Below are 24,557 nucleotides of genomic sequence, written 5' to 3'. Positions count from 1 at the left end.
CCGAGATCGTTCGAAGGACCGGCACATGGGCGAGGGCCGCGCGAACGGCCGTGCCGACGCCCCGATACGGAAGACGCCACACCGCGGCAGAGAGGCAATGAAACCGCGAGTAGCGGCCCGCCAGAACCAGAGGTGCGGATGCCGAACGAGACCATATGGCGGTGGAAACGCCACGGGACCAGCCACGCCGAGCTGAGCTGGGGCGGCGCTGGAAAACCGACACCACCTAGGCTGGCGGAGTGACCGAGAACCGGATGGCGGCACTACGCGGCAGGATCGCGGGTGAGGTCGACACGTCCGAGCGCCGGCGGGCGGAGTACTCCTCGGACGCGTCGAACTACCGGGTTCTCCCCGCCGCGATCGTCTTCCCTCGGACCGATGAGGACATCGCGCTCACGCTGGAATTCGCCCGTGGCCACGGTTTACCGGTGACCGCGCGTGGCGCGGGAACCTCGGTGGCGGGCAACGCGATCGGCTCCGGGTTGGTGCTCGACTTCAGCAAGCACATGAACAGGATCGTGGCGATCGATCCCGTCGAGCATGTCGCCACCGTGCAGCCGGGCGTGGTGCTTTCGCGATTGCAGCGTGCGGCCCGGCCGCACGGCCTGCGCTTCGGACCGGATCCCTCGACGCAGGATCGCTGCACCTTGGGCGGCATGATCGGCAACAATGCCTGTGGCCCGCGCGCCGTCGCGTGGGGGCGCACCTCCGACACCGTGCGCGAGCTGCGCATCCTGGACGGCACCGGCGTCGAACGCAGGCTGGCCGCCGACCTGTCCGCGGTGCCGGGTCTCGCGGAATTCAGCAGGGCGCATCTCGCCGTGCTGCGCACCGATCTCGGACGCTTCGACCGGCAGGCATCCGGATACGGCTTGGAACACCTGCGGCCCGAACGGGGCGCGTCGGCGGCGAAGGCGTTCGTCGGGAGCGAGGGCACCTGCGGTCTGCTGCTGGAGGCGACGGTCGAGCTGGTCGAGCTGCCCACGGCCACCGTGCTCACGGTGCTCGGATACCCGGACATCGCCACCGCCGCCGACGACGTTGCCGCCGTGCTGGCCTGCGCGCCGATCGCGGTCGAAGGCATCGATGCGCGGCTGGTCGACGTGGTCCGCGCGCACGGCGGACGGGTTCCCGACCTGCCGCGCGGCGGCGGTTGGCTCTTCGTGGAGACCGTGGGCCGGTCACCGGCCGACGCGCTGGCCGTCGCGCAGCGCCTGTGCCGGACGGCGGGGGCGGTGGACACCCGGATCGTCACCGACCCCGGGGCCGCGGCCGCGCTCTGGCGGATCCGAGCCGACGGCGCGGGGCTCGCGGGTCGCACACCCGACGGGCGACCGGCGTGGCCGGGGTGGGAAGACGCGGCCGTCCCACCCGCGCGGCTGGGCGCCTACCTGCGTGATTTCGCCGCGCTGACCCGCGACCACGGCGTCGATGGGCTGCTGTACGGGCACATCGGCGACGGCTGCATCCACGTCCGCCTCGATCTTCCGATCGCCGACGCGCCGAATCGATTCCGTGCGTTCCTCTTCGACGCGGCGGAGCTGGTGGTCCGGTACGGCGGTTCGCTCTCCGGCGAGCACGGCGACGGCCGGGCTCGCTCGGAGTTGCTCTCGGTGATGTACTCCCCGGCGGTGCTCGACGTCTTCTCCGGCTACAAGGGGCTGTTCGACCCCGAGGACATCCTGAATCCAGGTGTGCTGGTCGCGCCGCGTCCGATCGATGCCGACCTGCGGCTGGCCGGACTTCCGCGCGTCCGGCCGTCGAGCGGTTACGCGTTCGGAGATGACGACGGCGATGTGGGCGTCGCGGTCCATCGCTGTGTCGGTGTCGGAAAATGCCGCGCCGACGGCGGTTTCATGTGCCCGTCCTACCTGGCCACCCGGGACGAGAAGGACAGCACGCGCGGGCGGGCCCGCGTCCTGCAGGAGGTGGTGCGCGGCGCGCTGCCCTGGTCTTCGGAGGCGGTCGCCGAGTCGCTCGATCTCTGCCTGTCGTGCCGGGCGTGCCGATCGGACTGTCCGGCGGGCGTGGACATGGCCACCTACAAGTCGGAGACGCTGCATCGCCGCTACCGCCGTCGGCCGCGCCCCATCGATCACTACGCACTGGGCTGGCTGCCGCGCTGGTTGTCCGCGGCGAGTCGCATGCCGCGCGTCGTCAACGCGCTGGCAGACCGGGCCGTGCTGCGTCGAGCCGGTTTGCGAGTGGCGGGCATCGACCCGCGCCGTGACGTGCCACGCCTGGCCCAGCGCACGTTCCGCCGGATCTGGCGCGATCTCGACGAGGGCGCCTTGCTGGCCGAGTCGTCGTATGCCCCCCAGGAGCGGGCCGGAAGCGGCTCGGGCGAGGTGATGCTCTGGATCGACTCCTTCACCGACGCGTTCGATCCGGAGATCGCGCTGGCCGCGGCACGGTTGCTGACCACCCTCGGATACCGCGTCCGGATTCCCGAGCGCCGTGTCTGCTGCGGACTCACCTGGATCAGCACCGGGCAGCTCGAGGGCGCACGTGCCCGGTTACGGTCCACGTTGACCGCGCTGGAGGAGCATGTCGAGGCGGGTGGTCTGGTCGTGGGACTGGAACCGTCCTGCACCGCGGTCCTGCGCGCGGACCTGACGGAACTGTTGCCGGAAGACCCGAGATCGGCCCGGACCGCCGCCGCCGTGCGCACCCTCGCGGAGTTCCTCACCGAACAGCCGACTTGGCGGCCGCCGACGCGAACCGGACAGTCGGTGGTGATTCAGCCGCATTGTCACCAGCACGCGATTTTCGGATTCGATGCCGATCGCCGACTTCTAGCCGGTATGGGCCTTCGAGTGACGGAAATCACTGGATGCTGCGGTCTGGCGGGAAACTTCGGAATGCAGGCCGGCCATTACGACATTTCAATGGCGATAGCGGAGAACGGCATGCTGCCCGCCCTGCGCGCCGCGGGCGAGGACGCGATCTTCCTCGCCGACGGCTTCTCCTGTCGTACCCAAGCCGCTGCCCTAGCAGGGCGAAACGCACGCCATATCGCGCAGTTCCTCTGGGGTAAGTGACCATTTCGCGCGCCCGCCGAGAACTCGAGCGGGCGCGCCGCATGGTTCAGCTGCCGAACGGCAGGGTGCCCGGCGGAATCTGGTAACCCGAGCTGCCCGCGAAAAGCCCGCCCCAGGCGTTGAGCAACCAGTTGAGCACATTGGTGATCATCAGAGAACCTCCGTCATGGCTACAGCCAGCTATTTGCCGATCGAGATCAATATCGCGGTGAATCCCGTACCGTTACATCCGATTCGGGGGACTGTGATTATGCGCAAGCGGTATGAAAAGGCTTATGGTGTGTCTCGGATAATAATCCGTGTCCCCCGGGTGGAGGGGGACGCGGCACCGCGCGCCGCACCGGGCAGAATGATGCGGTGCGCAACCTGACGGTCGAGCCGGGAGCGAGCCGGACCGTGATCACGGATCGGCCGATCGATCTGGCGTCCACCGTCGCTCCACTCGGCCGCGGCACCGGCGATCCGTGCCACCGGGTGACCGGCGACGGCGCGCACTGGCACGCCTCCCGCCTGCCGACCGGGCCGGTAACCTACCGATTGACCCAGTCCGGTCCGTGCACGGTGCAGGCCCGCGCCTGGGGGCCGGGCGCGGCGGAATTCCTCGATGGTCTCGAGCACATGCTCTGTCTGGACGAGGACGTCTCGGCGTTCCTCCCGGATCATCCGAAGCTCGTCGATGCTTGTCACCGCTTCCCCGGCCTGCGCATGTTGCGCACGGGACTGGTGTTCGAAGCCTTGGTGCCCGCCGTGCTGGAACAAAAGGTGCACACCATCTCAGCGCGGGCGTCGTGGCGCAAGCTGGTGCGGCAGTACGGCGAACCCGCGCCGGGTCCCGCTCCGGAAGGAATGCGGCTGCCGCCGGACGCCGGTACTTGGCGGCGGATTCCTTCCTGGGTCTACCACCGGGCCAATGTCGGACCGCAGCGCGCACAGACCATCGTGCGTGCGGCTCGGATCGCCGAGTCGTTGGAGCGCGCGGCGCGGGTCGATCCCGCGGAGGCGGCCCGCATGCTGCGCACTGTCCCCGGTATCGGGGTGTGGACTGCCGCGGAGATCGCACAGCGGGCTTTCGGCGACGCGGACGCGTTGTCGGTCGGCGATTACCACCTGGCCGCCGCCGTCGGTTGGACCCTGCTCGGCCGACCGCTCGATGACGACGCGATGGTCGAATATCTGGAACCGCTTCGTCCGCACCGTTATCGGGCGATCCGCCTGCTGGAAATCAGCGGCCACTTTCACAAACCCAAGTTCGGTCCGCGCACCGCGCTGACGGATCACAGCAGGCACTGAGTCCCCATCATTCACATGCGCACCGTGCCACCGCTATTTTTCCCAGTTTTGCCCATTCTTTATCAGTCGATCCCGGTCGGCGCGACGCGAAACTAGAGGTAGTCGCGCCACACTCGGTCATCGCCGCATTCTCATCGGTACGCGAGCGGGAGCCACTGTCGGAACGTAGGGGCTCCGGTATGGCGCGCACCTAAATGGCGAACCACACAACTGCAGGGGGTTGTCAGTGGAACAGAGCTCGCTCAGGGATACACCACGGTCCAGATGTCAGTTCTATCGGCGCGAATGTGATCTGCCCGCCGTGGTCGACCCGCCCGAACTAGGGCGGATCGTGATGCGTGCCGGATCGGTATGGGCGTTGACCATGCCGAGCAGCCTCGGACAGGCGGTCAAGGCGCACATGCAGAGCACACGCGTCCGGCTGGGCCCGATCCTGGCGCACCCTCGCTCGAATCGATGGACTTTCCTGATCGCCCCGGACTTGCCCGAGAGCGATACGCGGCTGTTCGCGGAGCTGTTCCGGCTGAACGTGTCGGTATCCCGCACCGGATCGACGATCGCGTTGCCGTCGCCGACCGCGTCGGTCGGCGCGATCCGCTGCTGGATCGTCCCGCCGCGAAACAGGTTTCGTCCCTCCGGCCGAGTTGTGGTCGCGGCCATTCGCGCTTGGGCAGGGCCGCCGTCGCGCCGCCGCTGAGCCGGCGGTGCCGCTGAAATCATCGAACGGAATCATCGTTGCCGCTCGACGTACCGGCCGATTCATGCGACCGGATTTTCGCCCGACAGTGCCGGTCAGCGGCGGTACTATCGGGCGCGCGTGAGTGCGTCCAGCAGGAGTGCTGGGTTCTCGGTCCGTACACGTCTGCCACGGCAGACAGCGAAGGAGTGCAATTCGTGAGCATTCAGGGGAACGCGAACATAGACCTGACCGGCGCCACGTGGCGGAGGGCGGGGGAAGGCGAGGGGAACGACAGCGTGGAGGTGGCGCTGCTCGCCGACGGACACGTGGGTCTACGCAACGGGAAGGACCCCGACGGGCCGGTGCTGATCTTCACGCCCGGGGAGTGGGCCGCGTTCACGGCTGGTGTGCACGACGGTGAGTTCGACCGGCCGCAGTAGGGCACGAAGGCGTCCGAGGATCACGAAACGACACTTTTTCGGCAACGAAAAGGCGTTTGCCGAGGCCGAGCACGGGTATTTCTTTATGCGTGGACCGAGGGCTCAAAAGCTCCCATTCCCGGTACAAGAAATTGCGGCCTGGCGATTGGGTGGAATGGCTGATCGTCGCACTGTTGTTCGCGGTGTCGGCGGTCGGAGTCTTCGTCCTCACCAACTCGTTGCTGTCGGCTCTGTTCGTCGGCTTGCTGGTGTGGATCGTCGCCCTCGGTGTAGTGGCAACTCTGTAAGGGTGCGCCGACCGGCCGGGAATCTCCCGGCCGGTCGTCCTCGGCGGTCTAGCGGCGGAACAGCTTGTTGCCCAGCCACACCAGCGGGTCGTATTTCCGATCGGCCACCCGCTCCTTCATCGGGATCAACGCGTTGTCGGTGATCTTGATGTGTTCCGGGCAGACCTCGGTACAGCACTTGGTGATATTGCACAGGCCGAGACCGTGCTCATCCTGGGCGAGGTCGGTGCGGTCGCCGACGTCCAGCGGATGCATCTCCAATTCGGTGATCCGCATCAGATAGCGCGGTCCCGCGAAGGCTTGCTTGTTCTCCTCGTGGTCCCGCACCACGTGACAGGTGTCCTGGCACAGGAAGCATTCGATGCATTTGCGGAATTCCTGGGAACGCTCCACATCGATCTGCTTCATCCGGTAGTCACCCGGTTTCAGATCGGCGGGCGGCGTGAAAGCCGGTATCTCCCGCGCCTTTTCGTAATTGAACGACACATCCGTCACGAGGTCCTTGATCACGGGGAAGGTACGCATCGGCGTCACCGTGATCACTTCGTCCTGGGTGAAGGTGGACATCCGCGTCATGCACAGCAGACGCGGCCGGCCGTTCACCTCGGCCGAACACGAACCGCACTTGCCCGCCTTACAGTTCCAGCGCACGGCCAGGTCGGGCGCTTGCGTGGCCTGTAGCCGGTGGATGATGTCGAGCACCACCTCGCCCTCGTTCACCAGAACGGTGAAATCGTGCAGTTCTCCGCCGTCGAGATCGCCGCGCCATACGCGGAATTTGGCGTCGTAACCCATCGTTACGCCTCTCGCTCCGTCGAATGCCCGGCCGCGGCCGGGTGCCCGGCGAGTTCATCCGGTGTGTAGTACTTTTCGAGCTCGCCGAGATCGAAAAGGGCGAGCAGGTCCGATCGCATCGGGGGCTGTTCCTTGCGCGTGACGGTGACCTCGGGGATCGGTTCACCGGCCGTGTTCGGTTCCACCGCGCAGACCAGCAACTGGTTGCGCCAGGTCGGATCCATCGACGGGTGGTCGTCCCGGGTGTGCCCGCCACGGCTCTCCGTCCGCAGCAGCGCCGCCTGGGCCACGCATTCGCTGACCAGCAGCATGTTCTGCAGGTCGAGCGCCAGGTGCCAGCCTGGATTGAACTGGCGATGGCCCTCCACGGTCACGTGACGGAACCGGGCGCGCAGCTCGGCGAGCTTGTCGATGGCCTCCCGCACCTCATGCTCCTTGCGGATGATGCCGACCAGGTCGTTCATCGTCTGCTGCAAATCGGTGTGCAATGTGTAGGGGTTCTCACCGTTGCCGTCGGCGGGGGGATCGAACGGCGCTACGGCGGCCTTCGCGGCTTCGGCGACGTCGTCATCCGAGACCGACGGCCGCTCGCCGAGCTGTTCCACATAGGCGGCGGCGCCGAGTCCGGCCCTGCGGCCGAACACCAGCAGGTCGGACAGCGAGTTGCCACCCAGACGATTGGAGCCGTGCATGCCGCCGGAACACTCCCCCGCGGCGAACAGTCCTGGCACCGTGGCCGCACCGGTGTCCGGCTCGACTTCGATCCCGCCCATCACGTAGTGGCAGGTCGGACCGACCTCCATCGGCTCCTTGGTGATGTCCACGTCCGCGAGCTCTTTGAACTGATGGTGCATCGAGGGAAGCCGCCGCACGATCTCCTCGGCGGGCATGCGGGAGGCGATGTCGAGGAACACGCCGCCGTGCTCGGTGCCGCGCCCGGCCTTGACCTCTTCGTTGATGGCGCGCGCGACCTCGTCACGCGGCAGCAGATCCGGCGTGCGGCGCGCGGAGTCGTTGTCGCGCAGCCACTGGTCGGCCTCTTCCTCGGTCTCGGCGTACTGGCCCTTGAAGACCGGCGGAATGTAGTCGAACATGAACCGCTTGCCCTCGGTGTTCTTCAGCACCCCGCCGTCGCCGCGCACGCCCTCGGTGACGAGGATTCCCTTCACGCTGGGCGGCCAGACCATGCCGGTCGGGTGGAACTGGAGGAACTCCATGTTGATCAGGGTCGCGCCCGCGCGCAGCGCCAGCGCGTGCCCGTCGCCGGTGTACTCCCAGGAGTTCGAGGTCACCTTGTACGACTTGCCGATGCCGCCGGTCGCCAGCACCACTGCGGGAGACTCGAACAAGATGAAGCGGCCGGATTCCCGCCAATAGCCGAAGGCGCCGGCGATGCGGTCGCCGTCCTTGAGCAGTTCGGTGATGGTGCATTCGGCGAACACCTTGATGCGCTTTTCGTAGTCACCCGTCTCGGCGAAATCCTCCTGCTGCAGCGAGACGATCTTCTGCTGCATGGTGCGGATGATCTCGAGACCGGTCCGGTCGCCGACGTGCGCGAGGCGCGGGTAGGTGTGGCCACCGAAATTGCGCTGGCTGATGCGACCGTCCGGAGTCCGATCGAACAGGGCCCCATAGGTTTCCAGCTCCCACACCCGATCGGGCGCTTCCTGGGCATGCAATTCGGCCATGCGCCAGTTGTTCAGGAACTTGCCGCCGCGCATCGTGTCCCGGAAATGGACCTGCCAATTGTCTTTCTCGTTGACGTTGCCCATCGCCGCCGCACAGCCGCCTTCGGCCATCACGGTGTGGGCCTTGCCGAACAGTGACTTGCACACCACCGCGACGGACAGCCCGTGCTCCCTGGCTTCGATGACCGCTCGCAATCCGGCGCCGCCCGCTCCGATCACGACGACGTCGTATTTGTGCCGTTCCACTTCTGCCATGCAGAGAAACTCCTCAGTGAGGCGGTCAGTCGATGAACCGCAGGTCCGAAATCGTCTTGCTGGCAACCAACATGACGTAGAAGTCGGTCAGCACGAGCGTGCCGAGGGTGGTCCAGGCCAGCGTCATGTGCCGGGTGTTCAGCTTGGAGACCTGAGTCCAGAACCAGTAGCGCACCGGGTGCGCGGAGAAGTGCTTGAGCCGTCCACCCGCGATGTGCCTGCACGAGTGACACGACAGTGTGTACCCCCACAACAGGATGACGTTGCCGAGCAGCACGATATTGCCGAGACCGAAACCGAAACCGCCGGACTTGCCGTGGAAAGCGGCGATGGCGTCGTAGGTGTTGATCACCGAAACCAGCACGGCCACATAGAAGAAGTAGCGGTGCGCGTTCTGGACGATCAGCGGCAGCCTGGTCTCGCCGGTGTACTTCGCGTGCGGCTCGGCCACCGCGCAGGCGGGCGGGGAGAACCACACCGACCGGTAGTAGGCCTTGCGGTAGTAGTAGCAGGTCAGGCGGAAGCCGAGCAGGAAGGGCAGCACCACGAAGCCGAGCGGCAGGATCGCGGGCAGCTCACCGAACGGCGTCCCGAAATGACTCGAACCCTCCACGCAGGAGGTGCTCAGGCACGGCGAGTAGAAGGGCGTCAGGTAGTGGTATTCAGGAACCCAATATGCCGTGCGCACATACGATCTGATCAAACCGTAGACAAGGAACGCACCTAGTCCGAGCACCGTGACCAGTGGGGGGATCCACCATCGGTCGGTGCGCAACGTGCGTTCCGAGATCCGGGCCCTTGTTCTGCTGAATACGCCGGTGCCCGCTTCCGGGGCGGCGGTCGGTGCGGCACTCACTGGTGGATGCCTCGCTGATCTTGTGTGCGGGTGGTCATCGTTACCTCCGCAATCGAATGTGATGCTGAGCACCATACGACACGTCCGCTATTGATCGAGCGGGGTCTCCACAAACCCGCCCCGCTGTCAACCGTATGATTTGCGCCACATTCAGGGTGGCTCCTGATTGCTTGCGCCCGGTAGGGAGCTAACCGGACTTTTCGAACTCGGCCCGAGCGGAACGAGTTCGAAGTAGGTCTGATCGGACGAAAGCGGGGTCCGTGGATTGCCATTCCAACAGCCCCGCAGCAGCTGCTTGCCGAGTCGCCAGGAACGAGAAGCGGGCGCGATCGCAGCCCGGTACCAGGTACGACGGTGCAAGCTCGGTTCGGGGTCGGCGTGAAGCGGGTAGCGGAACTCGGGCTCGTCCCGGTGGGCTTCCTGACGGCTGGGCCGCAGCCGGATTTGGTCCCGGTGGCGCGGCTCAGGTCTGCGCCTGCGTGCGAAATAGCCGATAGCAGGAGATTCGCTTACCGGTATTCGATCGAACTCAGGAGAAACTGCTCAGCGGAGGCGGCGGCACAGGCGCCATGAAACTCGGGCCGTGCTCGATGCGAACGGTGCGATGGTCGAGTTCGGACATCCGATCGGGTGCGGCCGGTCCGGCCCACCGTGACGACGTCGCCGGGTGCGTACAGACTCCTGTGGAGACCGTGGCTGCTTCCAGGCATCACCGCAGGCGGCGCGCCTGCGAATACCGGCGGTCCGGCCGCTGGGTTCCTCAGGGAGCGGCCGGTGCGCCGTCACGGCAGACACCGGCCCGAACACATCGCGGATGGGCGGCCCCCGCCGCCCATCCCGGTTACTTCGTCCGCGGCCGGGAGTGGAAGCCGAGGCCTTCGTCCTGCGCCCCCATCCAGGCGGCCTCGTCGGACTTGCTGTCCGGCACGTAGATGACGTCCTGAGGGCGGCGGTGCACCTCCGGGGGCGGTGACTGCTCGAGTTCGTCGGCGTCGATGACGAGGCGCTCGAGGTCGTTCTCCAACCGGCGCACCGTGCTGGCGTCACCGTACTGCGTACGCAGCGCGGTGACGGATTGCCGGAGCTGGCCGACCGCGTAGCGTAGTTCCGCGAATTCGCTGCGTGTCATCGATACCTCCTGTATTGACTGGCGGACATACGAACTCGGGGCTGTGATGCGCGGTTTCCGTCTGCCTTGAACCGCACGTCACCGAGTCGTGTGACCCACCACACAACGTGATCTACAACACAGTACCGAAAGAATTCGTTCCTGGCTCGTGCAAGGTCGGAACTCGCTGATAGCCGCTGGGTTGGCGAAGGTCAGCCGGTGGCGGCGTACTCGGTGCAGGAGCGAGCCGCGGCGAAGGCGCGTTCTACGAGTCCCGCGATGGACAGCGCGACCTCTTCGGCCCGCTCGAGCATCACGCTGTGCCCGGCGCCTTCCAGGCGCACCAGCTCGGAACCGGTCAGCTGGGAAGCCAGTGCCACCGAGTGCGCGAACGGGAAGATGATGTCCGCCGAGCCCGCCAGCACCAGCGCGGGTATCGCGCCGAGCCGGTGCAGGGTAGCCGTCTCGTCGAAGGTGATCAGCGAGTGCAGGAAGCCCGCCATGGTCAGCAGCGGCGTGTCGTTCATCATCGCGGTGGCAAGTGCGGCGATCCGGGGGTTCACCTTCCTGGCGCCGAAGTCGGCCTCGCGCATGAGCGGCGCGAACAGGCGGCGGGTCAGGAGCTTCGATGCCTGCAGGACCCTCGGTGCGCGGGTGACGGCCGCTAGCAGCGAGTTCACCGCTCGCCGGTTCAGCAGGCGCGCCAGCCCCACCTCGGTGATCCCGTTGGCCGCGGCCGCGAGCAGGCCCACGCCGACTATGCGCGTGCCGATCGCCTCCGGGTGGAGCCGGGCGTAAGCGAGCAAGACCATCGCGCCCATCGAGTGGCCGACCAGGATCACCGGCCCGGTCGGCGCGACCGTCCGCAACACGGTGTCCAGGTCGTGGCCCAGTTGCTCGATGGTGTAGGTCGAGGGATGCGCCACCCCGGATTCGCCGTGGCCGCGGTGGTCGTAGAACACCATCCTGGTGTCGTCTCCCCACTGTCCGAGCAGCCGGTCGCGCAGGTAGGACCAGGATTCCGCGCGCAAGCAGTGACCATGGACGAAGACGACGGTCGCGGTGGCGGCCTCGGCGCCGAAGACGTGGACCGCGAGGGGGACACCGTCCTGGGCCGACACCGTCACTCGGTGGCCGTCGTAATCGGCGGCGCGGCGGGCGATGGTCGTGGACATGGCACCCTCCTCGACGAGGTACCTGGTCAAGCACTTCCTGCCCAGTTGTCGAACTGGATTTCCGCGCCGTTAGCGCCCCACACCTGCCGTTATGCACACGTTGTCCAATCGAGGCTGCCAGTCCATCGGGCGCTCGCCGCCGTGTGCGTATGAAAATCTAGACACAGATAGCTCTAGAACTAGATTCACTGATATTGCTCTGTCCGCTTCGGGATATATGAGGTGCCGCGTTGGCAATATTTGCCTCTCTAGGAAAAATTAAAGAATGGCGAATATTTTTGTGAGCGAGCAGCCCGTCCCGCACCCGGGGCCGAACATCCGGGGGCGACGACGGGCTCGCTCCTCGATCAGGCCTGTGCGCGGGTTCGCGTAGAGGGCAGGAACGGACGCAAGAGGTTCTCCTCGGTCGACGGACCCATCTGCCACTCCGCGATCCACGGCCCGGTCCCCTCGCTCGGGTCGAGCACGCCGTCCTCCAGCCAGTCGTAACGGCCGTCGAGCACGCCGCGGGTGAGGGTGCGGTCGTCGTCGTCGGTGTTGTCCCACAGCGCGTCGAAGAGTTTGCGCACGCGCAGTCGCGACTGCCTGCAGAAGGTGTCCGCCAGTTCCTCGGCCGCCTTGCCCTCCGGCGCGCCCGCCGCGAGTAATGCCTGGGCGCGACCGCAGGCCGCCGACATGGCGAACAGTTCGGCTCCGATGTCGACGATCCGGCCGAGGAAGTTCTGCCGGTACTCCAGGCCGGCCTGCCAGCGGCCCATCGCGTACATCAGCGACCTCGCCTGTTTGCGCGCACTACGCTCGACGAACCGCAGGTGCCGTGCCAGCACACCGAACTCGGTGTACGCCGCGGGCACCGTACCCGCCCCGACCGCCAGCTGCGGGAACCACTTGGCGTAGAAACCCGTCGCGCCGACCGCCGCCTTCGCCTTGTCTTTGAACTCGGCCTTGCGGTCGACCAGCGCGCCCGCGGCCGCCATGTGGGCGTCGGCCATCTCCCGCGCGATCAGCAGCCGCATGATCTCGCTGGAGCCTTCGAAGATGCGGTTGATGCGCAGATCGCGCACCAACTGCTCGGCGGGGACGGCCCGCTCTCCCCGTGCGGCGAGCGAGGCCGCCGTCTCGTAACCGCGGCCGCCGCGAATCTGCACGAGTTCGTCGGCGATCTGACAGCTCATCTCGCTGGCCCACAACTTCGCCAGCGCCGCCTCGATCCGGATGTCGTTGCGTCCCTCGTCGGCCATGGTGGCCGAAAGGTCGAGCGCGGCTTCCAGCGCGAACGTGGTGGCCGCGATGAACGCGATCTTCTGGCCGACGGCGGCGTGCTCCCCGACGGGCCTGCCCCACTGCACGCGCTGGGTGCTCCACTCCCGCGCGATCTTCAGCGACCACTTGGCGGCGGCGGTGCACAGCGCGGGTATGGCGAGCCTGCCCGCGTTCAGTGTGGTCAGCGCGATCTTGAGACCGTCGCCCTCACGCCCGATCAGATTGCGCTTGGGCACCCGGACGTCGTGCATCCGGGTCAGGCCGTTCTCGATGCCGCGCAAGCCCATGAAGGAGTTGCGCCGCTCCACCGTGATGCCCGGCGAGTCGGCCTCGACCACGAACGCCGAGATGCCGCCGCGGTGCCCCTCGCTCTTGGGTACGCGCGCCATCACCACCAGCAGTTCGGCGACCACGCCGTTGGTGGTCCACAGCTTCACGCCGTTGAGCACGTAGGCCTCGCCGTCCTCGGTGGGCGTCGCGGTACTGGCCATTCTGGCCGGGTCGGAGCCGACATCGGGCTCGGTGAGCAGGAACGCGCTGACCGCTCCGGCCGCGCAGCGCGGCAGGAACTCGGCTTTCTGCTCCGGGGTGCCGGCCAGCTTGAGCGGTTCGGGCACCCCGATGGACTGGTGCGCCGAGAGCAGGACGCCGAGGCTCGGGTGCGTCGAACCGACCAGCATCAGAGCTCGGTTGTAGCCCAACTGGGAAAGGCCTTGACCGCCATACGATTGCGGGATCTTCAGGCCGAAGCAGCCGAGTTCGGCCAAGCCTTTGACGTACTCGTCCGGAATCCGTCCCTCCGCCTCGATGACCGCTCCGTCCATGGACTCGCACAACGTCCGCAGCCGGGCCAGGAACGCATCGGTTCGTTCGGCATCCTCGGGGCTGGGTTGCGGATACGGGTGGATGAGGTCCAGACGGAACCGTCCCAGGAACATCTCCTTGGCGAATGACGGCTTGACCCAGCTCGTTTCCCGGGACTCCTCGACCAGTGCGCGGGCCTGTTCTTCGGTGGCGTCGACTTTCGCGGCTTTCGCCATGATGTCCTCCCTCGGACGTGATCAGGATCACATCCGAGTGTAGGAGTGTTTGTTACCCATCGGTAGGCCTGCTGGTCGACATAAATCTACGAATATCTATTGATCTTGTTAGATGAGCAAATGGACAGCGACCAGCCCCGGACGAGGGTCCGGGCAGGCTCACACCGAGCGTAGATAGCGGCCGAAGTGCGGCACGGTGAAGCCGATGGTTCCGCGCTCGGCGGAGTAGATGAGGCCCTTCTTGATCAAGCCGTCGCGCGCGGGCGAGAGGGAAGCCGGTTTGCGGCCGAGTTCGTTGGCCACCGCCGCGGTCGCGACCGGGCCGTCGTCGCCGGACAGATCGGCCATGGCGCGCATGTATTCGCGTTCCGCGGGCGTTGCCCGCTCGTAGCGGGAACCGAAGAACCCGACCGCCAACTCCTCCTCGGCGGCAGGCGAGGCCACCTCGACGTCCTCGGCGGTTATCGGGCTCTCCGGCGCTTGATCCCATGTGGCTTTGCCGTACGCCTGCACGAAATATGGGTAACCATCGGCTTTGCGATACAGCGCGTCCAGCGCGGCGTCGGTGAACTTCACGTCTTCGCGCCGGGCGGGCGCGATCAGCGCTTGGTCGGCGGATTCCCGGTCCAAACGGTCGATGCGGTGATAGCTGAACAGCCGCTCCGAGTAGCTCTTCGAGGCGGACAGCACGGCGGGCAGATGCGGCAGCCCCGCCCCGACCACGATCAGCGGGGCGGCGTCCTGGCTCAGTTCGTGGCAGGCGCCGCAGATGGCGGAGATGTCGGCGGGTCCGAGATCCTGCATCTCATCGATGAAGATCGCGATGCCGACGCCGATGTCACCGGCCAGCGCCGCCGCCTCGACCAGCAGTTCCACCAGATCGATCTCGATGTCGCCGGAATCGGCCCGGCCGCTCACCGCGGGCACGTCGATACCGGGTTGCCAGCGTTCCCGCATGCCCTTCTCCGCGGTTGCCCGCAACGCGAAAGCCTTGAGAATGCCGAGGAAATCGTCCACCCGCTCCGGATTGCGGTGCGAGGTGGCGATCGCCCGTGCGGCCATGTGCAGCGCCGAGGACAGCGGGCGGCGCAGTTCCTGGTCCGGCCGCGCTTCGATTTTGCCGGTGCCCCAGCCGCGCGATATCGCGGCGGAGCGAAGTTGGTTGAGCAGCACAGTCTTTCCGACTCCGCGCAGACCGGTGAGCACGACGCTGCGTTCCGGGCGACCGCGCGCGACGCGTTCGAGCACGATGTCGAAAGCCGTGAGTTGCTTGTCGCGCCCGGCCAATTCGGGTGGGCGCTGTCCCGCTCCAGGGGCATACGGATTCCGCACGGGGTCCATGCCCCGACACCGTAGCGCGTTTCGTCCGGATAGTCTGGGCACATCTACGGTGTGTCCTAGAGAGCCCTAGCGGCCGGTATCGCACTATTGCTCTCGCCGTGGGTTCTCTAGGCTGTGGCGGTTCGCCAGAATGGTCGCGCGCACGGCGCGCGGGAACGGAGGGGCATGTCCGACGAACCGGCTCCCGTCGGCCTCGCTGAAGTGGTGAGATCCTGGAATGTCCCCGTGGGCGCCACGGTGGCCCAGCGCATCCGGTCCAACATCCTCATCGCGATCGAACGCGGCTACGACGATCCCCAACTGGTCGCCGATCTCGCGGTCGGCCCGCTGGTCATGGCGCTCGGCGGACTCGAGGTCGAATTGGCCGAGGCGCGCCGCAGGATCGATGAGCTCGAGCGCGCGGTGCACGGAACGCAGGCTTGAGCGCGGTGCTGGCATAGCGGATGCGTTGTCCGTCGGTGACCTGTCGACGCCCGAGTGAGATCGAATCGTGACCGGACCACAGACCACTGCTTTTCGTCCCGTGCGCCGCGGGCGCGGCAGCTATGGAAAAGATGCAGCTCTGTGCGCTGGACAACATCGCGTCTGCACCGTAATCTTCTCGTGACTTAGTGGAACCAGTCGCTTCGTAAGAGAAACGGCGCCACTAGTTACCGCCTTAACGGCTGTCGGGGCCAACCGGTCTCGGCTGTCGTGCCGGGGACCCACAGGTTCGTCTGGGGTGAATCCTTGCGGCCGCTTTCGGCCGCCAGGTAGGGCCGTTCTCCCGGTCCGAACCCGTCAGCTAACCCGGTCGGCGGAAGAGCAGCAAGATCGGAGACGTAGCTCGGTGGGTAAACACAGCTTGCAGCGGGATTCTCGGGTACCGAATTCCGTCAAGGGTGCGATTGTCATGGGTGCGGTGGCCGCGACCGGCGCCATGCCTGCGATTCCGGCCATGGCCGCAACCATCAACGTTCCCGGTGTCGGCAACTTCGACGTTCCGCAGGAATGGGAACAGCCGGTTCAGCAGCTCAATCAGCAGATCCAGCAGGCACTCGCGGCTGTTCCCGCCGCCCCCCAGGCGCCGCAGGAAGTCGCTCCCCAGGCTCCCAACTTCGCACCGATGCTCCCGGGCCTGTTCGGCCAGCAGCAGAGCAACACCGCGGGTGAGATCGCCCTCGATGCCGCGAAGACCAAGGTCGGCGCCCAGTACTCCTGGGGCGCAGCTGGGCCCCGCGCCTTCGACTGCTCCGGCCTAGTCCAGTGGGCGTTCCGCCAGGCGGGCGTCGAACTGCCCCGCACCAGCTTCGAGCAGTCGCACGTGGGCGCTCCGGTCGCTTACCACGAACTGCAGCCGGGCGACATCGTCATCACCAACGGCGGCGGTCACGCAGGCATCTACGCCGGCGACAACAAACTGCTGAATGCGGTGCAGTCGGGTACGCCGGTGTCCTACACGCCGCTGCGCCCTGACATGGTGGTCACCGCACGCCGTATCGTCTGACGAGTGGCCCGCGCCGAATCCGGCATCCAGAGCAGCGCGACCCAGGCCCGCGTCGATTCGTGGACCTGGGCGGTGCGTCTGTTCAAAACCAGATCCGCCGCCGCGGAGGCTTGTCGCGGCGGGCACGTCCGGGTAAACGGCGCGACGGCCAAGCCCGCGCAGCCCGTGCGCCCTGGTGACGAGGTACGCATCCGGATCAGCGGTATCGAGCGCATTGTCGTCGTGGAGCGGATCGTCACCAAGCGCGTCGGCGCACCCATCGCCGCCCAATGCCTGATCGATCGAAGTCCACCGCCTCCGCCGCGGGAAATAGTGGCGAGCATGCCCCGACGCGACCGCGGCGCGGGGCGCCCCACCAAGCGGGAGCGTCGCGAGACCGATCGCCTCATGGGCCGACCCGAGCACTGAACGAAAGCCCGCGAGAGCGCGTTCTTCAGATCATCGCCACCGGACTCAGGTGACCCGCCAGATAACGGGCTCTGCACTCGCCGCGGCGGACCTTCCCGCTGCTGGTCTTGGGAATCCGTCCCGGCTCGACGAGCAGTACCGCACCGGGCATCACCTCATGGGTGGACGCGATCGCGGTGCGGATGCGCCGGGCCAATGTGAACAGTTCGATGGGCTCGCCGCCGCTCGCCGTGACCAGTTCGGCGACCACGACCAGGTCTTCGCGCAGCCCGTCGTCGTGACCGAACGCCGTCACATGACCCGGCCTGATCTCCGCCGCACACGCCTGCACCGTCGCCTCGATGTCGGCGGGATAGTGATTGCGTCCGTCGACCACGATGACGTCCTTGCGGCGGCCGGCGATGTAGAGCTGTCCCTCGTGCTGGAACCCCAGATCGCCGGTGCGCAGCCAGCGCGCAACGCTTCCCGGCAGCGTGGCGCCGAAGACTTCGTCGGTGGCATCCGGCCTGCCGAAATACCCGGCGCACACATTGCTTCCGGACACCCAGATCTCACCGACCCGGCCCGCGGGCAGCACTGTCCCCGCCACCGGGTCGACGATCCGCAGTTCCTGACCCACCGGTGCGCCGCATCCGACCAACGGCACACCCTCCTGGGTTCCCGGCGCGGCATCGGCCAGCACGACCGCGCGACCTTCGGCCAGTGCGGCACGGTCGAAGCGGTGCCACACCGGGACCTCGTTCTGGCCGCAGACCGTGACCGTGAGGGTGGCCTCGGCCAAGCCGAAGCCCGGGGTGTGCGCGTGATGGCGGAAGCCGTAGGGGCCGAAGGTCTCGGTGAATTCGTCGAGCGCGTCGGCGCGGACGGGCTCGGAGCCGTTGAGCAGGAGGTCCAGGCCGGACAGATCCAGCCCGGCCCGTTCCGCGGGCGTGGTGCCCGAAATCGCCAGCTGCAGACCGAAATTGGGGCATCCCGTGGTGCCGGCGCGGTAGTCGGCGATCGCGCGCAGCCAGCGGACGGGGCGCTTGACGAACTCCGCGGGCGCCAGTGTGATGCCGTGCACGCCCAACGACAGCGGCAGTGCCAGGCCGAGGATCAAACCCATGTCGTGAAAGAACGGCAGCCAGGTTACGACGGGCCGATCGGCCGCGGTCGACACGGCGTGCCCGAGCTGCGTCAAGGCCGTGGCGAGGTTCTCGTGTGTGACCTGGACGCCGGCGGGCGACTTGGTCGATCCGGAGGTGTACTGCAGGTACGCCAGCTCGTCGCAAACCGGATCAATGATGGGTGCGACCGCCGCCGGATCCGTCACCCGCGCGACCGCCCGGGTGTCCGGTGCGGCCGAACGTGTTCGCAGCGACCCCGCGTGCCGTGCAATCGCGTCAGCGGTACTCGCCGCCATCGGCACAGGATCCACGGTCGAGGCGACTTGCTCCGTCGGTTCCCGTTCGGGTCCGGACAGTTCCGGCGGCAGAGCGACCACGCGACCCAATGCCGGTCCGAGGATCGGTGCGGTGATCTCGTCGTGGGCCGAGAGCAGGCCGATCGTGGGACGGGCATCGGCCAGGACGGCCTGCAGGCGGTCTCGGTTGCGCGCGCCCGTGGCCGGGAACAGCGGCACCGCTACCCTGTTGCTGTACAGACAGGCGAGAAATGCCACCGCGTAGTCGATTCCGTGGGCGCAGAGGATGGCCACGCGATCACCTGGCGCGCTCTCCTGCCGCAGCCGAGCGGCCAGCGCGCCGGCCGCGGCATGCAGTCCGGAATAGGTCAGCGTGACCGGCACGCGTTCCCGCGCCTGGAAGCGCAGTTCGGTGAAGGCGGGTTCATCCGGCCCGGTGGCCGCCCATCTGGCTACCGAAGTCGCGAGACCATTCCCGGTGCTCCGGTCGCCGGTCACGATGTGTCGCCGGTGTTCGCGGCGACCCGCTCCAGCAGGGCGGCGCCGAGGGCGGTGATGGTCGGGTGCTTGAACAACTCGGCGGTGGCGATCCGGACGCGCAACCGGGATTCCAGGTTCCGTCGCATCTCGATCGCGAGCAGTGAGGTCAGCCCCAGGTCGTTGAAGTCGGCCGCCGGGTCGATGTGCTCGGCGGGCAGATCGAGCGTGCTCGCCAGGACGCGGCGGATAGTCGTGGTCAGCGGTTCGGCGGGCTCCGGTGGCGCGGGCGTGCGGGCGGACGCGTTGTCCCGGGGTGAAGCGGGACTCGAGTCGAGCAGATCCGTCAAGCGCAGAGCTACTGGTGAGGTGTCGGTGGTCGGGGTGTGATTCAGCGCGAGCAGATAGGGTCCGTCATAGCGCAAGACCTGGGCCAGCACGGCGCTTCCGCGCCGCAGGTCGATCGCCCCGACGCCCGCTCGCCGCAGGTGGCTCGCCCCGCCTGCCGCCGCGGCGAGGCCGGAATCCCACAGTCCCCAGCCGATGCTGAGAATCCGTCTGCCCGGGTGACGGTGTGCCAGAGCGTCCATCGCCGCGTTGGCGGCGGCGTAGGCCGCCTGCCCCGGCGCTCCCAGCGCGCCGGTGGCGGAGGAGAACAACAGGACGAAGTCGGTGGCGTCGGTCGCGGTGAGCTCGATCAGGTTGCCCGCGGCGGTGGGCTTGGGCAGGAACATCCTGGCCAGCTGACCCGCGGTGACGGCGTCGAACGCGGCGTCCTCGAGCACGCCCGCCGCGTGCACGACCCCGCGGATCGCCGAGTCGGACGCTCGGATATCGCTGAGCGCGTTGGCCAGATCGTCCCGGTCGGCGGCGTCGCAGCGCACCACGACGATGCGGTCCTCCAAGCCGTCGAGCAGCGCGGGCACCGGGCGGGGGGCACGGGTCAGCACCACCACGTCTCGTGCGCCCGCGTCGAGCAACCAGCGCACGGCGACCGAGCCGAGGACGCCGAGCCCGCCGGTGACGACGTAGGTCCCGCCCGCGTCGATGCCCGCGACCGGCAAGGCTCGCGCTCGCGCGGGTATGAAGCGCCGGACGGCTATGTCGCCCGACCACAGGCGCAGCTCGCCGGGGATCCTCCTGTCGGTATCCGCCACCAGCCGGGTGAGTAGCGGCAAGTTCCCGACGCCGGGATCGGTCCAGACCAGCCGCACCGTACGGCCCGTCTCGAGCTGAAGCGAGCGCACCAGCCCCGCGATCGCCCCAGCCTCGACCGAGGTCTGCGTACCGGGCTCGTCGGGCCGCGAGTGTGATCGGGCCGTCTCCAGGGGCAGGAAGACCGTCACGGACGCGGTGGCGTCATGGGCCGAGAGCAGTTGCAGCAGTTCCAGGATCCGACTGGTCGCGGCGGCGCTCTCGCCGTCGCGTGCGCCGGAGTCGGCGGGCCAGACCACCGCTACGGCGTGGCCGCCGCCGCGACCGGTCAGCACTGCGGTGACGATGGGGCTCGCGTCGTCCGGTTCCCGTGCGATCCGTTCGGTCGGCACCTCGGCGTCCAGTGCGCGGGCGAGCCGCACCGCGAGGTCGGAGGCGCCGACCACCACCGCACGGCGTACGAGGGTTCCGGCCCCGGGCGCGTCGCCGAGCCCGAGCGATTCGGGATCCCGCGGCTCCCAAGCCTCCTGGCGGAATGGCGCGGTCTGGTTGTCGTGCTCGGCACGTGCCGAGCGAAGTGCGCCGCGCTCCTCCTCGGCGCCGGGTTCGGCGTAGCGGATGTGCACACCGGAGAAGGCGAGACAGGGCACGCCGTGCTGATCGGTCGCGATGACATCACCGACCAGCCCGGTGTCGCTGCGCTCCCGGATCAGCGCGTGCACCTCGAGCACGTGGCGGTTCGGCTCGTGCGACAACCAGGCCGAGTCCATGCCGATCGGCAGCGGAATCGAAGGCGTGGGCAAGTCGTCGAATACCGCCGCGGCGAGCACTTGCAGGCAGCCGTCCAGCGTTGCGGTGCGATGCAATTCCGCGGCGTCGAACAGGCCCAGTGCCCGTCCGGTGCCCACGGCGATGCCGCGCAGCGCACGGAACCGGGGACCGTACTCCAGCCGCCTGCGGCGCAATTCCTGGTAGAAGGCGCCGGTGGTGATGACCCGCATCTGGTGCCGGGCGGCTCGATTTGCGTCGACCACCCGCATCCATGCGACGATATCCGCGGGTGTGGGGTCACCGGCGGGCCGGGCCGAAGCCAGCGTCCCGGTGCCCGTGACCTCCGCCCGCACGCTTTGCTCCACACCCGGGCCGCGATAGACCACCTCGGGCAGTGCGCTCGGATCGGTCCGCTCGTGCACGGCGAAATCGGCCAAGGTGGCCGTCGCGGAGGTGTCCCGAGCCAGGTGCAGCAGCCTCCGCAGCCAGAAGACGGCGGGGACGGCGCTGTCGCCGTGTATCACGTGATGGGCGAGATCTTCGGCGGCGAAAGCGGATTCCGGTACGTGCGCGCTCGCGGGCCCAGCCACCAGCAGCGGGAACTCACGCTTGCGCCACTGCCGCGGTGCGGGCGCGGTGAACGGGCCCAGCGCCGACCAGTCGACCGGCCGCCCCTCCAGGTACAACCACGCCACACCCGTGAGAAAGCCGCTCGCTTCGTCATCGCGCAGGGCTACCGAATGCGCGCCGTCGCGGAAGTCCGGATACTCCCGCACCGCCGAGAGCAACACGGGGTGCGGGCCGATTTCGACCACGGTCGAGATCCCGTCTTCGGCCGCGCGCTCCATGGCGGCCGCCAATTCCACTGTGCCCGCCGCATTCTCGGCCCAATAATCGCGGTCCATGGCCGCGGTGGTGAGCTTCGCGCCGCGCCGGGCGGTGGAGTACACCGGCACGCGCGGCGCCAGCGGGGTGATTTCGGTCAACGCCGTGACGAAGGGCGCGAGCACGGTGGCGACCTGAGGGCTGTGCGCGGCGAAGTCGACGGCGAGCTTGCGCGCGAACATGTTCCGGCGCGTGGCCCGGCGCACCAGCGTGTCGACATACCGGGGGGTGCCGGATACGACCACCGACCGTGGGCCGTTGACGGCGGCGATCGCCACCTCCGCGCGCATCGGTTCCACGAGTTTCGCCGCTTCGTCCGGGTCCGCCTCCAGCACCGCCATCGCGCCGCGTCCGTCCAGATGCGCGAGGGTCGCGCTACGCAGCACCACCACGCGGGCCGCGTCCGTGAGCGAGAGCGCGCCGCTCACCGCCGCCGCCGCGATCTCCCCCAAACTGTGTCCGGCCACGGCGTCGGGACGAATCCCCCATGCCGCCAACAGCTTCACCAGCGCCACCTGGAACGCGAACAACGCCGGTTGCACCAGATCGGTGGCTTGCGCGTCCCCCGCGGAGGTGAAACCGTGGCGCGGCGTCCAGATCCGTGGACCGCCCGCCACCACGATCGCTTCGGTCGTCTCGGCGAGCGCGGCGGCGAAGACCGGGTACCGAGCCGCCAGCGCGCGGCCCATTTGCGGATGTTGACCGCCCTGTCCGGAGAACAGGAACAGCAGGCCGCCGCGGCGGCGGTTCGCCACGGGGCCGAGCGCCGCGTCGGTGTCGCCGTGGGCGAAGGCGCGCAGCCGGTGCACCACGTCACCGTGATCGTGCGCGAGGACCGCGGCCCGGGCCGACTCGGGAAGCAGCCGCGCCGTGGCGGATGCCGGGGCACGCAGCGGTGGCCGCACCGTGTCCAGTTCATCGGCCAGCCGCAGTGCGCGCTCGCGCAATTCCTCGTCGTCGCGGCCCGTGAGCGGCAGCAGCAGCGGGAAGTGTTCGTCGCGCTCGGGCACGGCGGGCGTGACGCCCCGCAGGACGATGTGTGCGATCGTGCCGCCGAACCCGAAGGAACTGACACCCGCCACGCGCTGCGGCGCGGTCACGCGGCTCCAGTCGACCGGCTCGGTCGGCACGCGCAGCCCGCGTTCGGCCAAATGCAGCAGGGGATGCTCGACGTGGACGTTGATCGTCGGCGCGATCACGCCGTGGTGGATGGACAGCGCGGTCTTCACCATCCCGGTGACGCCCGCGGCGGCCTCCAGATGTCCGATATTGGACTTCACCGAACCGATCCAGATCGGATCGTCCGCGCCACCGCCGAGCGCGGCCGCGAGCGCGCCGACTTCCACCGCGTCGCCCAACGGCGTGCCGGTGCCGTGGCATTCGATGTAGCCAGCACTGCTGGGCGGGCGTCCGGCCCTCGACCACGCCGCGCGCACCGTCTCCTGCTGGGCGCGGCCGTTCGGGGCGTACAGGCCGTTCGAGCGCCCGTCCGACCCGACGGCGGCGCCGATGATCTCCGCGTACACCCGGTTGCCTTCGCGCATTGCGTCCGCGCTGCGCTGCAGGACCACCACGGCGCAGCCGTCGCCGCGGGTGTAGCCGTCCGCCGTGGCGTCGAACGGCGTCGTGCGTCCGCCTGGCGACAGGAAACCCCCCTCGGCCAGGTAGTTCGTCGTATGTTCCAGCAATACGAGATTGACCCCGCCCACGATGGCGAACGGCACCGTGCCGTCGGCGAGCAGACGCACCGCGAGGTCCACCGCGGCGAGCGAGGACGAGCAGGCGCTGTCGAGCACCAGGCTCGGACCGCGCAGATCGAGCACGTAGGACAGCCGGTTGGCGATGATGCTGAGCGCGGAACCGGTCACCGCGTAGGGGGCGTCGTGGCCGGCCCGGCCGAGCACCGCGATGCCGTGGTCGTATCCTGACGCGCCGAACACGACGGCGGCGCCGGAACCGCGGGCGCGATAACCGATCCCGGCGTCGTCGAGCGCCTCGACGGCGACTTCCAGCGCGAGCCGCTGCTGCGGATCCATGACCGCGGCCTCGCGCTCGGAGATGGCGAACCAGTCGTTGTCGAAGGACTCGACGTCGTCGAGGTACCCGCCGCGCCGGGAGCCCAGCCGTCCTGCGGGCGGGGTGGACGTGGCGTCGCGGCCCTCTACCAACAGCTGCCAGAACTCGGCTACGCTCGCCGCTCCGGGCAATCGGCAGCCGATGCCGATGATGGAGACGGGAGGATGCGAGCCTGCGGAATCAGTAGGCGCGCTGCTCATCGCATCGCGAGATACTCGACAAGCTGTTCGATGTCCGGATGGTCGTAGATCGCGGTCAGCGGAACCTCGACTCCCATAGCGTCTTCGAGATGGGCGGTCAGCCTCGCAAGCTGGGTGGAACCGAGGCCGAGATCGGTGAAGGGCGAGCTGGTCGACACCGTGGCGGCGTCGACGCCTAGTAGATCCGCGACAGCAAGGACGGCGGCGGAAGTGAGCGCGGTGCGTCGGTGGTAGCCGAGCGGACCGTCGTTCTCCTGCGCACCCCTGTGCCCGTCGGGAAGACTGGGCCGCATCGCGTTTTCCCTCCCCGTCTCCCGGCTGCTGTTACCAACGTAAGAACGGTACCCACGCGATTATGCCGGAGAAATCGTCCGGGGCAAGGTCGCGTTTGCGCTGCCAGCCCGCCTCTTTCGCGAACCGGCGGCGATCACATACCGTG

The 24,557-nt window shown here is 68.1% G+C and carries 18 protein-coding genes; 8 read left to right on the top strand and 10 right to left on the bottom strand.

All coding sequences use genetic code 11. The annotated features are described in order from the left end of the window. Positions 1–254: 254 nt before the first annotated feature. The 5 genes from K8O92_08420 to K8O92_08400 all read left to right on the top strand — a co-directional run bounded on the left by K8O92_08420 (position 255) and on the right by K8O92_08400 (position 5,737). A complete protein-coding gene (locus tag K8O92_08420) occupies positions 255–3,041 on the top strand; it encodes an FAD-binding oxidoreductase (GenBank protein UAK35535.1) in 2,787 nt (928 codons plus the stop codon). Positions 3,042–3,407: 366 nt separating this feature from the next. Next, positions 3,408–4,331, top strand: a complete 924-nt coding sequence (locus K8O92_08415; protein ID UAK35534.1) for a DNA-3-methyladenine glycosylase 2 family protein — start codon at positions 3,408–3,410, stop codon at positions 4,329–4,331. Positions 4,332–4,557: 226 nt separating this feature from the next. Next, positions 4,558–5,028: a DNA-directed RNA polymerase subunit beta gene (locus tag K8O92_08410; GenBank protein ID UAK33917.1), complete on the top strand. Its 471-nt coding sequence runs from the start codon at positions 4,558–4,560 to the stop codon at positions 5,026–5,028. Between the two features lie 197 nt (positions 5,029–5,225). Then, the gene (locus K8O92_08405) at positions 5,226–5,450 is read left to right on the top strand and encodes a DUF397 domain-containing protein (protein UAK33916.1); all 225 of its coding nucleotides are present in this window, start codon (positions 5,226–5,228) and stop codon (positions 5,448–5,450) included. Between the two features lie 89 nt (positions 5,451–5,539). Beyond that, positions 5,540–5,737, top strand: a complete 198-nt coding sequence (locus K8O92_08400; protein ID UAK33915.1) for a hypothetical protein — start codon at positions 5,540–5,542, stop codon at positions 5,735–5,737. Positions 5,738–5,785: 48 nt separating this feature from the next. Here K8O92_08400 and K8O92_08395 read toward each other — a convergent pair whose 3' ends face one another. From K8O92_08395 to K8O92_08365, 7 genes are all read right to left on the bottom strand, one after another. Then, positions 5,786–6,532 carry a succinate dehydrogenase/fumarate reductase iron-sulfur subunit gene (locus K8O92_08395; protein UAK33914.1) on the bottom strand — a complete coding sequence of 249 codons (747 nt, stop codon included), beginning with the start codon at positions 6,530–6,532 and terminating at the stop codon, positions 5,786–5,788. A gap of 2 nt (positions 6,533–6,534) precedes the next feature. After that, entirely contained in the window at positions 6,535–8,475 is a 1,941-nt protein-coding gene (locus tag K8O92_08390; protein UAK33913.1) for a fumarate reductase/succinate dehydrogenase flavoprotein subunit, read from the bottom strand. A 25-nt stretch (positions 8,476–8,500) separates the two neighbouring features. Next, the gene (locus tag K8O92_08385; protein UAK33912.1) at positions 8,501–9,331 is read right to left on the bottom strand and encodes a hypothetical protein; all 831 of its coding nucleotides are present in this window, start codon (positions 9,329–9,331) and stop codon (positions 8,501–8,503) included. Positions 9,332–10,172: 841 nt separating this feature from the next. Further along, entirely contained in the window at positions 10,173–10,460 is a 288-nt protein-coding gene (locus K8O92_08380; protein UAK33911.1) for a hypothetical protein, read from the bottom strand. Positions 10,461–10,651: 191 nt separating this feature from the next. Then, a complete protein-coding gene (locus tag K8O92_08375; GenBank protein UAK33910.1) occupies positions 10,652–11,614 on the bottom strand; it encodes an alpha/beta hydrolase in 963 nt (320 codons plus the stop codon). A 347-nt stretch (positions 11,615–11,961) separates the two neighbouring features. After that, a complete protein-coding gene (locus K8O92_08370) occupies positions 11,962–13,917 on the bottom strand; it encodes an acyl-CoA dehydrogenase family protein (GenBank protein ID UAK33909.1) in 1,956 nt (651 codons plus the stop codon). Between the two features lie 159 nt (positions 13,918–14,076). Beyond that, the gene (locus tag K8O92_08365; GenBank protein UAK33908.1) at positions 14,077–15,258 is read right to left on the bottom strand and encodes an ATP-binding protein; all 1,182 of its coding nucleotides are present in this window, start codon (positions 15,256–15,258) and stop codon (positions 14,077–14,079) included. Positions 15,259–15,423: 165 nt separating this feature from the next. Between K8O92_08365 and K8O92_08360 the strand changes: the two genes are divergently transcribed. The 3 genes from K8O92_08360 (at position 15,424) to K8O92_08350 (ending at position 17,152) form a co-directional block, all read left to right on the top strand. Then, positions 15,424–15,681: a hypothetical protein gene (locus K8O92_08360; protein ID UAK33907.1), complete on the top strand. Its 258-nt coding sequence runs from the start codon at positions 15,424–15,426 to the stop codon at positions 15,679–15,681. A 469-nt stretch (positions 15,682–16,150) separates the two neighbouring features. Then, positions 16,151–16,744, top strand: coding sequence for a C40 family peptidase (locus K8O92_08355; protein ID UAK33906.1), 594 nt, complete (start codon positions 16,151–16,153; stop codon positions 16,742–16,744). A 24-nt stretch (positions 16,745–16,768) separates the two neighbouring features. After that, entirely contained in the window at positions 16,769–17,152 is a 384-nt protein-coding gene (locus tag K8O92_08350) for an RNA-binding S4 domain-containing protein (GenBank protein ID UAK35533.1), read from the top strand. A gap of 25 nt (positions 17,153–17,177) precedes the next feature. Here K8O92_08350 and K8O92_08345 read toward each other — a convergent pair whose 3' ends face one another. The 3 genes from K8O92_08345 to K8O92_08335 are packed head-to-tail and all read right to left on the bottom strand — an operon-like array spanning position 17,178 to position 24,411. Further along, positions 17,178–19,055, bottom strand: a complete 1,878-nt coding sequence (locus K8O92_08345; GenBank protein ID UAK35532.1) for a fatty acyl-AMP ligase — start codon at positions 19,053–19,055, stop codon at positions 17,178–17,180. Continuing rightward, positions 19,049–24,118, bottom strand: a complete 5,070-nt coding sequence (locus K8O92_08340; GenBank protein UAK33905.1) for an SDR family NAD(P)-dependent oxidoreductase — start codon at positions 24,116–24,118, stop codon at positions 19,049–19,051. The genes K8O92_08345 and K8O92_08340 overlap by 7 nt, the downstream gene beginning before the upstream one ends. After that, positions 24,115–24,411: an acyl carrier protein gene (locus K8O92_08335; protein ID UAK33904.1), complete on the bottom strand. Its 297-nt coding sequence runs from the start codon at positions 24,409–24,411 to the stop codon at positions 24,115–24,117. The genes K8O92_08340 and K8O92_08335 overlap by 4 nt, the downstream gene beginning before the upstream one ends. Positions 24,412–24,557 lie beyond the last annotated feature (146 nt).

Origin of the sequence: Nocardia asteroides, from assembly GCA_019930625.1 — a bacterium.
GTDB classification, from domain to species: domain Bacteria; phylum Actinomycetota; class Actinomycetes; order Mycobacteriales; family Mycobacteriaceae; genus Nocardia; species Nocardia sputi.
Note: the sequence above shows the minus strand (reverse complement) of the source record. Positions and strands in the feature narration are given on the sequence as shown.

Coding starts and splice junctions, on each gene's coding strand:
- K8O92_08375 (UAK33910.1), bottom strand. CDS start 11,614: ATGTCCACGACCATCGCCCGCCGCGCCGCCGATTACGACGGCCACCGA.
- K8O92_08360 (UAK33907.1), top strand. CDS start 15,424: ATGTCCGACGAACCGGCTCCCGTCGGCCTCGCTGAAGTGGTGAGATCC.
- K8O92_08390 (UAK33913.1), bottom strand. CDS start 8,475: ATGGCAGAAGTGGAACGGCACAAATACGACGTCGTCGTGATCGGAGCG.
- K8O92_08370 (UAK33909.1), bottom strand. CDS start 13,917: ATGGCGAAAGCCGCGAAAGTCGACGCCACCGAAGAACAGGCCCGCGCA.
- K8O92_08355 (UAK33906.1), top strand. CDS start 16,151: ATGGGTGCGGTGGCCGCGACCGGCGCCATGCCTGCGATTCCGGCCATG.
- K8O92_08420 (UAK35535.1), top strand. CDS start 255: ATGGCGGCACTACGCGGCAGGATCGCGGGTGAGGTCGACACGTCCGAG.
- K8O92_08380 (UAK33911.1), bottom strand. CDS start 10,460: ATGACACGCAGCGAATTCGCGGAACTACGCTACGCGGTCGGCCAGCTC.
- K8O92_08340 (UAK33905.1), bottom strand. CDS start 24,118: ATGAGCAGCGCGCCTACTGATTCCGCAGGCTCGCATCCTCCCGTCTCC.
- K8O92_08335 (UAK33904.1), bottom strand. CDS start 24,411: ATGCGGCCCAGTCTTCCCGACGGGCACAGGGGTGCGCAGGAGAACGAC.
- K8O92_08395 (UAK33914.1), bottom strand. CDS start 6,532: ATGGGTTACGACGCCAAATTCCGCGTATGGCGCGGCGATCTCGACGGC.
- K8O92_08365 (UAK33908.1), bottom strand. CDS start 15,258: ATGGACCCCGTGCGGAATCCGTATGCCCCTGGAGCGGGACAGCGCCCA.